This window comes from Streptomyces sp. KL116D, from assembly GCF_030766975.1.
Lineage (GTDB): Bacteria > Actinomycetota > Actinomycetes > Streptomycetales > Streptomycetaceae > Streptomyces > Streptomyces longispororuber_A.
The window spans coordinates 80,755-93,837 of record NZ_JASERH010000009.1; the positions used below are offsets into that span (position 1 = coordinate 80,755).

Genomic DNA, 13,083 nt, shown 5'->3' on the forward strand with positions numbered 1-13,083 from the left:
TCGAGGCGCGCTGCCGGGAGCTGGCCATGCGCGTGCTCGGCTGCTTCGCCGACCGGCTGGGGCTGCCGACGGGTTCTTCGCGCGGGCCCACGACCCGGCGAGCGACCAGTACCAGTCGACGCTGCGGATGCTGCACTACTTCGCCGTGCCCGAGGACGCCGAGATCCCCGCGGACGTGTGGCGGGCCGGGGCGCACACGACTTCGACTGTCTGACGCCGCTGTTCCAGCGGGACGGGCAGGGCGGCCTGCAGGTGTGCCCCGGCAAGGAGGCCGAGGCGCAGGAGTGGACGCCGGTCGAACCCGCCGACGGCGTCATCACGTGCAACATCGTGGGACATGCTCATGCGGTGGAGCGACGACCGGCTGCCGATCGAACTTCCACCGGGTCAGCTGTCCCCGGGTCCGGACGACGACGGTCGGCCCGCCACAGCATCGCCTCTCTTCGCGCAGGCACGACCGTGACGTGGTGATCGAGGGCCCGCGGGCCGCCGTCCGCCGATCACCGCCGCCGACTACAGCCAGCAGCGGATCGCCGCCAACTTCGCGCGCTAGAGAGGTGGTCGTGACGTGACGACGCCCCAGAAGAACGACGCCGGGTCTCGGCCGGCTCGCGGTGCTCGGCCTCCAGCACGTGCGCTGGTGATGTACACCGGGTGCGTGACGGTGCCGCTGGTGTTCGGCGCGGCGGCCGGGCTCGACGCCGCGACGGTCGCCGTGCTCATCAACGCCGATCTGCTCGTCGCGGGCGTCAGTCACGATGATCCAGGGCGCGGGGATCGGCCGGATCTCGGGTGCGGATGCCGGTGATGGCGGGCGCGGCGTTCACCGCGGTGACGCCGATGATCCTGATCGCCGGCGAGTACGGGATCCAGGCGGTGTACGGATCGATGCTCGCGGCCGCGCGTGTTCGGGCTGCTCGTCGCCTATCCGTTCGCGCGGGCGGTGCGAGTTCTTCCCGCCGCTGGTGAGCGGCGTGGTCATCACGGTGGTCGGGCTCGCGCTGATCGGGGTGGGGGTGAACCTGGTCGTCGGGAACGATCCGAAGGCCGCCGACCACGCGGCGCCCTCACGGCTCGCGCTCGCCGCGTTCGTGGTGATCGTGATCCTGCTCGTGGCCCGCTTCGGCCGCGGCTTCCTCGCACAGACCGGCGTGCTGCTGGGCCTGCTGGCGGGGACGGCGGTCGCCGTGCCGCTCGGGCTCGTCGACTTCTCGGCGGCGCGGACGGCGGTCTGTCGGGGTCAGCGCGCCGTTCCGCTTCGGCGCCCGCAGTTCCCGGCGGTCGCCGTGCCGTCGATGTGCGTGGTGATGCTGGTCCTGTTCGCCGAGTCGACCGCGGACCTGATCGCGGTCGCGGAGCTCACCGGGAAGCGGCTGACGACGGCCGAGACATGGCGCGGCGGCCTCGCCGCCGACGGGCTCTCCGGGGTCCTCGGCGGTGTGATGAACGCCTTCTGGACACGGCAGGTGTTCGCGCGGAACGTCGGCCTGGTGACCATGACGAGGGTGCGCAGCCGGCACGTCGCCACGGTCGCGGGCGCGCTGCTCGTCGTGCTCGCTCGTCCCGAAAGCTGGGCGCGCGCTCGTGGCGGGCGCTGCCGCAGCCGGTGGTCGGCGCGGCGGGTCTCGTGATGTTCGCGACGGTCGCGCCGCCGGCATCACGACGCTGCGCGAGGTCGACTTCGACGGCACCCACAACCGCTGATCGTGCGGTGCTCGATCGGCATCGGCATGGCACCCGAGGTGGCACCGGACCTGTACGCGCGGTTCCCTCGTGCGTGGGGATCGTGCTCGGCCGCCGGTGACGAGTGCGACGCTGCTGGCGTTCAGGAGCTCAACCTGGCGTTCAACGGCGGCGGTCCGGGCGGGCGCGGCGGCACGCGCGGGGCGCCGCGGTGCCGGAGCCCGCGCGCGAGCCGGTCGGCTGAGGTCAGTACGGCCGCCGCGGTGGTACGAACTCCGGTACGGCCGCGCCCGGTCGGCTCGCTCGATGGGCCACGCCGGAGCGGTCCTCCGGGGCGCCGTGCGGGCGGCTCGGGCGCGCAGGGCGGCCAGCCCCGCGAGCATCGTCGGCGCGGTGGGCGGCGGCGGTCATCCAGCGCGGCAGGCGCGGGATCATCGCCGTCGTGACGCCGGGCCGCGCTCCCGCAGGTGCGCGCCGACGTGCGACGCGAGGGCGTCCACGTGGTCCGTGCGTCGTACGCCCACAGCACATGGCTCGCGCAGCCGACCGCAGCCACAGCGCGGGCGGCCGAAGTCGGTCGTCGCGTGCCGCCGAGCGTGACGCCGCGTGAGGGCGGAGCCCCGCCGCTCGGCCTCCCAGTCGCCGTCGCGCCGCAGCCCGCGCAGACCAGCCGCCGCGCCGCACAACAGCTCCATGGCGTACCGCAGTTCGGGCAGGCCCGGCCGCTGCGCCGCGGTCGCCCGCACGCCGCAGCGCGGACACACCACGAGGATCGCGCCGGCGAACCGGGCCAGCGGCGCTCCGTGATCCGTGTGCCGGTCCGATCGCGCGACCCCTCCGCTCTACTGCGCCGTCACTCGGACTCGTACGCAACGACGGGTCGAGCCGGGTCGGGCTATCGATTCATCCCGGCGGCGTAGACCGTGCGCGGTGGTGCTCGGCCACCGGCTCGCTGGATCCGCTCCCCGGCAGCACCGCCGGGATCCTCGGCGGGTAGGGCGTCGCCATCTCCGCCGCGACCCGGCCCGCGGCCCGCTCCAGCGGCACCTCCTCGACGGGGCCGAAGCTAGGCGTCGCGGGGCGAGCACACCGTTCCAGGCGCAGCTCGGAGGGTTTCGGCTTTACGGCTGACCGCGCCGTCGCGCAGTTCGTCGCGGTGCGCGGCGACGTCCCGCAGAGCCGTCGCGAGCTTGCGGCGAGCGGCCGGGAGTCGGCGTCAGGTGTGAGCTGGGCGGCGATCCGGCGGTGGTCGGCGATCGTGCACGTCGAGGGAGCGGCGGGCGCGCAGCCGGTCGGCGACCCGCAGCCGGTCGTACCCAGGCCCGACACGTCGAGTCAGCAGGGGCAGCGGCCAGGTCGATCGGCGAGTCCGGGTCCGGTGAGCCGGCGCGGCCGTGCCGCGTGCAGCCCGGGGACACCACTCGATCGCCTCCCGTGCCTCGCGGGCCAACTCCAGCGCCGCACCCAGGAGTTCACGCCCGTGCAGCCGCATCTGCGCCGCCAGCCGTCGAGTCCCGCGTGAGATGATGACGGACGGGCTGGTGGTGCCGAGCAGGTCGGCGCGGGAGGTGAGGTGGCCGGGTCGATGAGGTCGCCGCGCAGATGGAACACCGAGCCCTGCTCCAGGCCGCTGCCCATCTTGTGGATGCTGGTGACGCGGACGTCGGCGCCGCGTCCATCGCCCACGTCGGCAGGTCGGGGTGGAACGGCAGATCGGCGCACGCCTCGTCGACGATCAACGCGAAGCCTGCCGCGTGCGTGGCCGACGTCGGCGATCGCGAACGTCAGGTCGGCGCACGTCCCGTACGAAGGGTCGGGCTGGTGACCAGGGCGCCGCGGGCGTCGGGGTGCCGCTCGAAGGCCTCCTCGTACGCCGCGGACGGCGGATGCGCGAGGCCCCGCTCGGCGCGTCCCACTGCGGGTCGATCCAGACGGGGTCGATGCCGCTCAGGATCAGGCCGCTGACCACGGACTTGTGGGCGTCCCTGCCGATGAGCAGCCGGTCGCCCGGTCCGGCGACCGCGAGCATGTGCGCGGCACTCCACGGACGGGGAGCTGCCGCACGTGGTGAAGAAGGTGTGGTCGGCGTGGACCGCGTCGGCCATCAGTTCCTCGGCGCGGGCGAGGACGTGGCCGCTGCGTGCGCCGAGTCGTCGAGGCCGCCGGACGCGAGCACGTCGGAGTGGAGGACGGCGTCGCCGAGCACCCGCGTCGCGCCTGCTGGTCGGCGCCCCGCGCCTGTTTGTGCCCGGGTGGCGTGAAGGCGAGACGGCCGTGCGAACGGTAGGCGTCGAGGGCTTCGCGCGCGGGGGCTGCGGTGTGTGGTCCATGGGGTCCGAGAGTACCGGTGTGCCGGTGCTGTTCATGCACGGTTCACTCCCACGCGCGCCGGGGGCGGCGCAGCGGTTCCTCCCCGTACGGCAGCGCCACGCCGGCACCGATGACACCCGCGAGCGCCGCGAGGACGCCGGTTATCCGTCTCGATGCCGATGGCCGCGCGAGCCGGGCGCCGCTCCGGTCGGCGAGGTGTGCATGGCCGCTGGGTCACCGGAATCCGTCCGCGTGCGCACCCTGATCCGGATCGTTCGCCGGGACCGGACATGAGGGCGGCGTACTCGCGTACTCCGCGCCGGGTGAGCGCCCGGACGACCAGCCAGGTCGCGCAGGACGACGCAGAGGGAGGTCAGGGCACGACGCACTCTGGTGCGTGACGTGATGACGGAGGGTGTGACGGCGGTCCGCCCGGACACGCCCCTGACGCAGACCGCGCAGAGTGATGCGGGACGAGGACATCGGCAGTGTGCTGATCGTCGACGGCGGCGGCTGCTCGGTCTGCTCGCACCGATTCGTCATCGCCTGCGGGTCGTCGCGGAGGGCGCGGACCCGCGGGTCATCGAGGCGGGCGACGTCTGTACGCCGGACCCGCTGTACGTGGCGCCGGAAGAGGAGACGACGCGCGTCGTCTCCCTGATGCGGCGGCACGCGGTACGCCGCCTTCCCGTGGTCAGCGAGGGACTGCCGGTCGGCGTCGTCAGCCTCGGCGACCTGGCCGAGCACCGCGACCCGGAGTCGGCGCTCGCCGACATCAGCAGGGCCGAGCCGAGCCCGGGACAGGGCACCGTCCCGTCCTGAGCGCCGCGCCGACCCCGTACGTGAGGAGCAAGACGGTGACCGACCGCAAACAGGAGCAGCGCGACACGGTGCGCGCCGACGATCCGACGAACGGCCCGCTCACCACCGACCAGGGGGTGCCGGTCGACCACACCGACGACGCGCTCGCGGCCGGTGAGCGCGGGCCGACGCTGATGGAGGACTTCCACTTCCGGGAGAAGCTCACCCGTTTCGACCACGAGCGGATCCCGGAGCGGGTGGTGCACGCGCGGGGCGCGGGCGCGTACGGCTACTTCGAACCGTACGAGTCCTGTGCCGGGTTCACCCGGGCCGCGTTCCTCCAGGACCCGTCCGTGCGCACCCCGGTGTTCGTGCGGTTCTCGACGGTGCAAGGGCCCAAGGGGTCGGCGGACACGGTGCGCGACGTGCGCGGGTTCGCCACCAAGTTCTACACGTCGGAGGGCAATTACGACCTCGTCGGGAACAACTTCCCGGTCTTCTTCATCCAGGACGGCATCAAGTTCCCCGACTTCGTGCACGCGGTGAAGCCGGAGCCGGACACGGACATCCCGACGGGGGCGTCCGCGCACGACACGCTCTGGGACTTCGTGTCGCTGCAGCCGGAGACGCTGCACGCGATCATGTGGCTGATGTCGGACCGGGCGATCCCGCGCAGCTACCGGATGATGCAGGGCTTCGGCGTGCACACGTTCCGCTTCGTGGACGTGAACGGGCACGGCACGTTCGTGAAGTTCCACTGGAAGCCGAAGCTCGGCTCCCACTCGCTGGTGTGGGACGAGGCGCAGGAGTGCCAGGGCCGCGACCCGGACTTCAACCGGCGCGACCTGTGGAACGCGATCGCGGCGGGCGAGTACCCGGAGTGGGAGCTCGGTGTGCAACTGGTGCCGGAGGAGGACGAGTTCGCGTTCGACTTCGATCTGCTGGACGCCACGAAGGTGATCCCGGAGGAGCAGGTGCCGGTGCGGCCGGTCGGCCGGATGGTGCTGAACCGCAACCCGGACAACTTCTTCGCGGAGACCGAACAGGTCGCCTTCCACACGGCGAACGTCGTCCCCGGCATCGACTTCACGAACGACCCGCTGCTCCAGGCCCGCAACTTCTCGTACCTGGACACGCAGTTGATCCGGCTGGGCGGGCCGAACTTCACGCAGATCCCGGTGAACCGTCCGGTGGCGCCGGTGCGCAACAACCAGCGCGACGGCTACCACCAGTCGGCGATCCACACAGGCACGAACTACTCGAACAACTCGCTGGGCGCGGGCTGCCCGGCGGTGTCGGGTGCCGACGGGTCCGCGTACACGCATCACGCGGAGCGCGTCGACGGCGCGAAGATCCGCCGCCGCAGCCCCAGCTTCCAGGACCACTACAGCCAGGCCGCGCTGTTCTGGAACAGCATGGCGGACTGGGAGAAGGAGCACATCGTCCAGGCGTTCCGGTTCGAGCTGGGCAAGGTCGGCGCGCTCGCCGTGCGGGCCCGTACGGTCGACGAACTCAGCAACGTGGACCTGGAGTTGGCGCGTGAGGTGGCGCGCGGCATCGGCGTGCCCGTACCGCAGGGCGGCGCCGAACCGGGCCGGTACAAGAGCGCGTCGCCGGCCCTGAGCCTGGAGGCGCAGCGCGGCGACGGCTCGCTGCGCACCCGGCAGATCGCGGTCCTGGTCACCGACGGCGTGGACGCCGAGCAGGTGACGTCGGCGCGCGAGGCCCTCGCCGCTGAGGGCGCGGTCGTCGAGGCGATCGCCCCGGCCGACGGCACGGTGACCGGCTCCGACGGCCAGGAGTACCAGGTCGACCGGGCGCTGCCCACGGTCGCCTCCGTGCTCTACGACGCGGTGCTGGTGCCGGGCGGGCCGGTCGGGACGCCCGCGGTGGCCTCGGACCCGGACGCCGTACGGTTCGTGCGCGACGCCTACCGGCACGGCAAACCGGTCGGTGCCCTCGGCTCCGGGGTGGGCGCGCTCACCCCGGTCGTCCCGGACGCGGTGCACGTGGCGACGCAGAACGGGAGCGTGGTGGCCGACCAGGGCGTGGTCACGGACACGTCGCCGGGCCCGGCGCAGTCCGAGTTCCTCCAGCGGTTCATCCGGGCCGTGGCCGAGCACCGGCACTGGGGCCGGCCGCCGGTGCGGACCTGAGCCGGTGGCGCCGCCCGCCGGGGAGCAGCGTCGTGCGGCGCGTGTCGCACCGGACGATCGCGGCCGAGGCCCGGTCCGTGGGGCGCGCCGCCCGCCGGGCGGTGACGGTCGCGGGGCCCGAACGGGCCGCCGTCGTCCAGGCGTTGAAGGCGGCGGGCGCCGCCCTGGTCGCCTGGGCCATCGCGGGCTGGTGGTGGAACGCGCCGATGGCGCTGCTCGCCCCGTGGACCGCGCTGGTCCTCGTGCAGAGCACCGTGTACCGCTCGGTGCGCTCGGCCGTGCAGCAGTTCGTGGTGGTCGCCGCGGGCACCTTCGTCGCCGCGGCGGCGGCCGCCGTCACCCGGGACGTGATGGCCTCGATGGCGATCGCGCTCCCGGTCACCGTGCTGCTCGGCATCTGGTCACGCTTCGGCGACCAGGGCTGGTACGCGCCGACGGCCGCCCTGTTCGTCCTCACCTACGGCTCGTACGCGCCGGCCGAGATCGGACACCGGCTCCTGGAGACCCTCCTCGGCGCGGTCATCGGCGTGCTGGTGAACGCGTTCGTGCTGCCCCCGGTGCACACGGACGACGTGCGGCGGCTCAGGACGCGGGTGCCCACCGAGGGCGCCGAACTGCTGGGCGACGTGGCCGACGGCATCGAGCGCGGGTACGAGGCCGCGGACGCCGAGGAGTGGCACGCGCGGGCGCTGCGGCTCGGCGCGACGGTGGCGGAGCTGCGCGCGGCGCGTCGGCACAGTGACGAGAGCCGGCGCCTCAACCCGGGCCGCAGGATGCGCCGCCCGGCCCCCGCCCCGCCGCCGGGGGACCTGGCCTGGAGCCGCGTCGCCGACCACGTCGCGGCGACGCTGCGCCTGCTGGCCGAGACCGCACGCGAGACGCCGCGCTTCAGGGCGCCCGCCGAGGAGGCGCTCAGCGCGCTGGCCGTGCTGCTGCGGTCGGCCGGGCAGGTGTGCGCGGCCGACGCGGACCGGTTCGCGACGGGCGACGCGGACGAGGAGCGGGCCGGGCGCGCGCTGGGGGAGGCGCGGGCGGCGGGCGACCGCCTGGCGGAGCTGCTGGGCGATCCACGGCGCGGCGCGTCCGCGTCGCTCGGCGAGCTGACCGCCGCGACGACCCGTCTCCTGGACGACCTGGAGGCGATCGCCGCGCCGAACCTGTCCCGCGCGACGGCGGGTTGACCCGCGTCCGGGCCCTCAGGCCCACTCGCCCCACTCCCCCGGCTCCCGCTCGGGCACCTCGAAGTCGACGAGCACGCCGTAGTGGTCGCTGACCTGGACGCCGTCGACCGGTTCCAGGAGGAACCGTTCGCAGGACGCGACCCGCAGACCGGGACCGTGCATCCCGCAGCGGGCCAGCACGTGGTCGATGCGGCGGCCGGGTTCGAGCGGCATGTCCCCGGCGCGCACGAGCGGGTTGTCCGGGGTGAAGGTGAGGCCGGGGTAGTGGGGGTGGGCGGCCTCCCACGCGTCCTGGTAGCAGACGCTCAGCCCGTCCAGCGACTGCAGTCCCCGCCAGAACCGCAGGCTGGCGGCGTCCGGCGGCGCGTCGAAGTCGCCGAGCACGATCACGTGCCGCAGCCGGTCCCGGCCCGCGGCGAACATCTCCTCGGCGAGGGACGCGGCGGCCCTGGCCTGCTGCTCCCGCTCGTGCTCGAAGCCGTGGGGCCAGCTGGGCTTGTGGTGGACGACGAGGACGCCGCCGAGCGGTTCGTCGTAGGTCACCTCGGCGGCGACCACGCCGCACCAGGGCGTCCGCTCGGTGCGGGCGCCGGTCCGGAGCGGATCGGAGCGCACCCGGCCGACGCTCCCGCGCACCGCGAGGACGGCGCCGACGCCGTCCGGGGACCGGTTCGGATGCGGCAGCACGTGCCGGCCCTGCGCCGCCAGGGCGCGCTCGTCGTCCGCCACCACCTCCTGGAGCGCCACGACGTCGGGGTCCGCCCGTGCGAGGGCGACGGCGAGGGCCCGGCGGCGGGTGGCTCCGTCGGCGTACCGGGGTTCGAGAACGTTCATGGTCAGGACTCGCAGTGTGCGCATCGGTACTCCTGGTAGGGGTCGCCCGACCGAGTACCCCGACCGACGCGTGAGCTGCCTGTTCAGGGGGACCCGGGGGCCATGACCGAGAACGCACGCACCGGGGGTTCGTACTGGATCGAGTCCGCGCCCGGGTCGTCGTACCCGCCGCTGGAGCGGGACGTCACCGTCGACGTGGCGGTGATCGGCGCGGGGATCGCCGGACTGAGCACCGCGTGGGAGCTGACCCGCGCGGGCCTGAGCGTCGCCGTGCTGGAGGCGGGCCGGATCGCCGAGGGCGTCACCGGGCACACGTCGGCCAAGCTGTCCGCGCTGCACACGCTCGTGTACGCCCGGCTGCGGCGCACTCATGGCGCCGACGCGGCCCGGATGTACGCGCGCTCCCAGTCCGAGGCCGTCGAGCACGCCCACGAGGTCGCCGAACTCCTCGGCGCCGACTGCGACATGGAGCGCTGCGACGCGTACACGTACGTGCGGTCGCTCGACCGCGTCGGGGAGCTGCGGGCCGAGGAGCAGGCGGCGCGCGAGGCGGGGCTGCCCGTGTCGTTCGTCCGCGAGACGGGGCTGCCCTACGAGGTCGCGGGCGCCGTACGGCTGCCGGACCAGGCCCAGTTCCATCCGCGCAAGTACCTGCTCGCGCTCGCCGACGACCTGCGGGCCAAGGGCGCCCTGATCCACGAGCACACCTCCGTGTTCGGTCTGGAGGAGGACGACGGGTGCCACGTGACCGCCGAGACCGGGGCGCGGGTGACCGCCAGGGACGTCGTCGTCGCCACGCACTACCCGGTCTTCGACCGCGCCCTGCTCTTCACGCGGCTCGCGCCGCGCCGTGAGTTCGTGGTGGCCGCGCCGCTCCCGGAGAGCCGGGATCCGCACGGCATGTACATCACGCCCGAGGACAACACCCGCTCGGTGCGGACCGCACCGTACGGGGACGGGCAGCGGCTGCTGATCGTCACCGGTCAGAAGTTCACGCCGGGCACCGGTGACACGGACGAGCGGCTGACGGAGCTCCTGGCCTGGACGCGTGAGTACTTCCCCGGCACCGAACCCAGCCACGGCTGGGCGACCCAGGACAACTTCCCCTGCGACACGGCCCCGCTCGTCGGCCTGCTGCACCCGGCGGCCCGGCACACCTACGTGGCGACGGGGTTCGGCGGCTGGGGCATGAGCGGCGGCATCATGGCGGGCACGCTCCTGACCGCGCTGATCACCGGCCGCGAGGCCCCGCCGTGGAAGAACCTGTACGAACCCAGGCGGGTGCTCTCCGTACTGCGCTCGGCACCCGCCTTCCTGCGCAACCAGGCCGACGTGGCCTACCACTTCGTGGGTGACCGGCTGCGGTCCCCGCGCGTCGACGCGGCGGACGGGCTGGCCCCGGACAGCGGCGCGGTGCTGCGCACGCCCGGCGGCCGCACCGCCGTCTACCGGGACCCCGACGGCAAGCTGCACGCCGTGTCGGCCCGGTGCACGCACCTGGGCTGTCTGGTCGCGTTCAACGCGGCGGAGCGCGCCTGGGAGTGCCCGTGCCACGGCTCGCGGTTCGACACCGACGGACACGTCGTGCAGGGCCCGGCCACCCGCCCGCTGAAGCAGCGGGACATCTGAACCACCCCTGCCGCAAACGGACGTGAGGGAGCATCATGACGCGCGACGAACGGCACGACGGGACACGGCACGACGAGAAGCAGGACGAGGAGAAGCGGCACGGGGAGAAGCGGCCCGCCGAGACGGCGACGGAGGAGGTCCTCGACGAGTTCGAGCGGGCCGGGACCGACCCCGCCCACCGGCAGCGCAAGGACAGGCGGCGCGGGGAGGGCGGCGACGCCGTCACCCCGAACCAGTCGGCCCAGGAGGACGCGCGTGGCGAATGATCCGGCGCAACCCGAGCGGACCGGGGAACCCACCGAGGAACCCAAGGATCCCGCCGAGAAACCCAAGGACCCGACCGAGGAACCCAAGGACCCGACCGAACTGCCCGCCCGCTCCTGGCTGGCGGTGCTTCGGCGCACCGGCAAGGAGTTCCTCGACGACGATCTGCCCGACAAGGCGGCGGCCCTGACCTACTACGGGGTCCTGTCGCTGTTCCCCGCCCTGCTCGTCCTCGTCTCGCTCCTCGGGGTGATCGGCGAGTCGGCGACCCGGGCGGTCCTGGACAACCTGCGGCACCTGACACCGGGCCCGGTCCGCGACCTGCTGGACGACGCGGTGCGGGAGTTGCAGGACAACGCGGGCCCCAGCGGGGTCGTCGCGGTGGTGAGCCTCCTGGCCGCGGTCTGGTCGGCGTCGAGCTACGTCGCCGCGTTCATCCGCACGGCGAACGACGTGTACGACCTGCCGGAGGGGCGCCCGGTGTGGAAGCTGACGCCGCTGCGCCTCGCCCTGACGGTGACCCTCATGGTGCTGCTCGCGATCAGCGCGCTGATCGTCGTGTTCACCGGGCCGCTCGCACGGCGGGCCGGTGACACCATCGGGGTCGGTGACGCGGCGGTCACCACGTGGAACATCGCGAAGTGGCCGGTGCTGCTCGTCCTGGTGGTCCTGATGGTGGCGCTGCTGTTCTGGCGGGCGCCCAACGTCCGCGGCCCCGGCTTCCGTTGGCTGAGTCCCGGGAGTCTGCTCGCGGTGCTGCTGTGGCTGGTGGCGTCCGGCGGGTTCGCCGTGTACGTGGCGAACTTCGGCTCGTACAACAAGACGTACGGCGCCCTCGGCGGTGTCGTCGTCTTCCTGATCTGGCTGTGGCTGTCGAACCTGGCCATCCTCCTCGGCCTCGAACTCGACGCCGAACTGGCCCGCCAGCGCGCCATCTCCGGCGGCCACCCGGAGGGCGAGGAGCCGTACGTGGAACCCCGCGACACCCGCAAGTGGCCTTCCCGGCTGCGCCGGCGGCGGGCCAGGCCCGACGACTGAGCCCGGGTGCGGTCGCCTCCGGGCGGCCGTGCCCGATCAGCCGACCCGGCTCCCGGCGAGCGGCGCCGTCTCCATGCCGGAGCCCTCGCGCAGCCCGTGCAGCAGTTCCTCGACGGCCTCCACCGCGGTGTACTCGGGCCGCCAGCCCAGTTCGTCGTGGGCCCGCGTGCAGTCCATCAGGGGCAGCCGGAGCACGGCGTCGAACAGCTGCGGCGACGCGGGCACCAGATGCAGCCCGTACGCGGCCGCGAGCGCGGAGCGGGCGGCGCGGCGGGGCAGCGGCACGGCCCGCGAGTGGAACAGTTCGCCCAACACCTTTGCGTCCAGCGGCGGTTCGGCCGCGAGGTTGAAGGGGCCTCGCGCCTCACCGAGTGCGGCCGTGCAGAAAGCACGGGCGGCGTCGTCGGTGTGCAGGGTCTGGACGCGCAGGCCGGGGATGTCGGGGAAGTACGGCAGCAGTTCGGGGCGGGCGAGCTGCCCCGGCGCGAACCGGCCGCCGAACAGCCGTCGTTGCTCGCTCGCTGCCTCCTGCTTGAACAGGAACGCGGGCCTCATCCTCGCCACCCGCACCTGCGGGTACTGCTGCTCGAAGGTGTCCAGCGTCCTTTCCAGGTAGGCCTTCTCGCGGCAGTAGGCGGCCTCGGGCCAGCCGTGGGTGGGCCAGCTCTCGTCGACGGCCCGGTCCTTCGGGCCCGGCGAGTAGGCGCCGACGGACGACGAGTGGACGAGCGCGGGGACGCCCGCCCGGGCCACGGCCTCGAAGACGCCGACACTGCCCAGGACGTTGGTGCGCCAGGTCAGCGCCGGGTCGCGGGCCGGCATGAACCGCCAGGCCAGGTGGACGACGGCGTCGGCGCCCCGGAAGTGCGCGACGAGGTCGTCCCCCTCACCGAGGTCGATGGCCGCCCAGTCGGTCTTGGGGGGTGACCAGTCGGGCACCCTGCGTGCGAGCCCCAGGACCGAGCCCACGCGCGGGTCGTCGGCGAGCTGTCGCACGACGCTCGTCCCGACGTTCCCGGTGGCTCCTGTCACGACGATCCGCTTGCCTGCCATGGCGTACGCCCCTCTCCTCGTGTTCCCTCGTGCTTCTCGGTTCTTCGTGTTTCCTGGTTCCTCGTGCTTCTTCGTGGTGGATGACATGCGACGTGTGCCCAGGTGGCGGAGGGGTACACGGGGGCCCGGACCGT

15 protein-coding genes and 1 pseudogene are annotated in these 13,083 nt (G+C 73.6%); 9 read left to right on the forward strand and 7 right to left on the reverse strand.

The window, feature by feature from the left end; translation table 11 throughout:
• Positions 1 to 658: 658 nt before the first annotated feature.
• From RBJ77_RS02780 to RBJ77_RS02790, 3 genes are read left to right on the forward strand one after another with little or no spacing between them, the layout of a single operon-like run.
• Complete coding sequence (locus RBJ77_RS02780) at positions 659 to 808, forward strand: hypothetical protein (RefSeq protein ID WP_372343499.1); 150 nt, start codon at positions 659 to 661, stop codon at positions 806 to 808.
• Complete coding sequence (locus RBJ77_RS02785) at positions 793 to 969, forward strand: hypothetical protein (RefSeq protein WP_372343500.1); 177 nt, start codon at positions 793 to 795, stop codon at positions 967 to 969. The genes RBJ77_RS02780 and RBJ77_RS02785 overlap by 16 nt, the downstream gene beginning before the upstream one ends.
• 5 nt (positions 970 to 974) lie before the next feature.
• The gene (locus RBJ77_RS02790) at positions 975 to 1,631 is read left to right on the forward strand and encodes a solute carrier family 23 protein (RefSeq protein ID WP_372343501.1); all 657 of its coding nucleotides are present in this window, start codon (positions 975 to 977) and stop codon (positions 1,629 to 1,631) included.
• Positions 1,632 to 2,114: 483 nt separating this feature from the next.
• Here the strand turns inward: RBJ77_RS02790 and RBJ77_RS02795 are convergent, their stop codons facing one another.
• The 5 genes and pseudogenes from RBJ77_RS02795 to RBJ77_RS02815 all read right to left on the reverse strand — a co-directional run.
• Positions 2,115 to 2,450: a hypothetical protein gene (locus RBJ77_RS02795; protein ID WP_372343502.1), complete on the reverse strand. Its 336-nt coding sequence runs from the start codon at positions 2,448 to 2,450 to the stop codon at positions 2,115 to 2,117.
• 136 nt (positions 2,451 to 2,586) lie between these two features.
• Positions 2,587 to 3,012 (reverse strand): hypothetical protein, encoded by a 426-nt coding sequence (locus RBJ77_RS02800; RefSeq protein WP_372343503.1) that lies wholly within the window; start codon positions 3,010 to 3,012, stop codon positions 2,587 to 2,589.
• 6 nt (positions 3,013 to 3,018) lie between these two features.
• The gene (locus RBJ77_RS02805; protein WP_372343504.1) at positions 3,019 to 3,369 is read right to left on the reverse strand and encodes a hypothetical protein; all 351 of its coding nucleotides are present in this window, start codon (positions 3,367 to 3,369) and stop codon (positions 3,019 to 3,021) included.
• Between the two features lie 98 nt (positions 3,370 to 3,467).
• Positions 3,468 to 3,599, reverse strand: coding sequence for a hypothetical protein (locus tag RBJ77_RS02810; protein WP_372343603.1), 132 nt, complete (start codon positions 3,597 to 3,599; stop codon positions 3,468 to 3,470).
• Positions 3,600 to 3,640: 41 nt separating this feature from the next.
• Positions 3,641 to 3,712 (reverse strand): annotated as a pseudogene (locus RBJ77_RS02815) (hypothetical protein); the annotation flags it as partial.
• A gap of 686 nt (positions 3,713 to 4,398) precedes the next feature.
• Here RBJ77_RS02815 and RBJ77_RS02820 point away from each other — a divergent pair.
• The 3 genes from RBJ77_RS02820 to RBJ77_RS02830 are packed head-to-tail and all read left to right on the forward strand — an operon-like array spanning position 4,399 to position 8,131.
• The gene (locus RBJ77_RS02820; protein ID WP_372343505.1) at positions 4,399 to 4,815 is read left to right on the forward strand and encodes a CBS domain-containing protein; all 417 of its coding nucleotides are present in this window, start codon (positions 4,399 to 4,401) and stop codon (positions 4,813 to 4,815) included.
• 35 nt (positions 4,816 to 4,850) lie between these two features.
• The gene (locus tag RBJ77_RS02825) at positions 4,851 to 6,950 is read left to right on the forward strand and encodes a catalase (protein ID WP_372343506.1); all 2,100 of its coding nucleotides are present in this window, start codon (positions 4,851 to 4,853) and stop codon (positions 6,948 to 6,950) included.
• A 32-nt stretch (positions 6,951 to 6,982) separates the two neighbouring features.
• Positions 6,983 to 8,131, forward strand: a complete 1,149-nt coding sequence (locus RBJ77_RS02830; protein ID WP_372343507.1) for an aromatic acid exporter family protein — start codon at positions 6,983 to 6,985, stop codon at positions 8,129 to 8,131.
• A 15-nt stretch (positions 8,132 to 8,146) separates the two neighbouring features.
• Here RBJ77_RS02830 and RBJ77_RS02835 read toward each other — a convergent pair whose 3' ends face one another.
• Positions 8,147 to 8,989 (reverse strand): endonuclease/exonuclease/phosphatase family protein, encoded by an 843-nt coding sequence (locus RBJ77_RS02835; RefSeq protein WP_372343508.1) that lies wholly within the window; start codon positions 8,987 to 8,989, stop codon positions 8,147 to 8,149.
• 78 nt (positions 8,990 to 9,067) lie between these two features.
• Between RBJ77_RS02835 and RBJ77_RS02840 the strand changes: the two genes are divergently transcribed.
• From RBJ77_RS02840 to RBJ77_RS02850, 3 genes are read left to right on the forward strand one after another with little or no spacing between them, the layout of a single operon-like run.
• Positions 9,068 to 10,594, forward strand: coding sequence for an FAD-dependent oxidoreductase (locus RBJ77_RS02840; RefSeq protein WP_372343509.1), 1,527 nt, complete (start codon positions 9,068 to 9,070; stop codon positions 10,592 to 10,594).
• A gap of 35 nt (positions 10,595 to 10,629) precedes the next feature.
• A complete protein-coding gene (locus tag RBJ77_RS02845) occupies positions 10,630 to 10,860 on the forward strand; it encodes a hypothetical protein (RefSeq protein WP_372343510.1) in 231 nt (76 codons plus the stop codon).
• On the forward strand, positions 10,850 to 11,896 hold the full coding sequence (locus tag RBJ77_RS02850) for a YihY/virulence factor BrkB family protein (RefSeq protein WP_372343511.1): 1,047 nt from the start codon (positions 10,850 to 10,852) through the stop codon (positions 11,894 to 11,896). Before RBJ77_RS02845 ends, RBJ77_RS02850 begins: the two co-directional genes overlap by 11 nt.
• Positions 11,897 to 11,932: 36 nt before the next feature.
• Here RBJ77_RS02850 and RBJ77_RS02855 read toward each other — a convergent pair whose 3' ends face one another.
• Positions 11,933 to 12,949 (reverse strand): SDR family oxidoreductase, encoded by a 1,017-nt coding sequence (locus RBJ77_RS02855; protein ID WP_372343512.1) that lies wholly within the window; start codon positions 12,947 to 12,949, stop codon positions 11,933 to 11,935.
• Positions 12,950 to 13,083 lie beyond the last annotated feature (134 nt).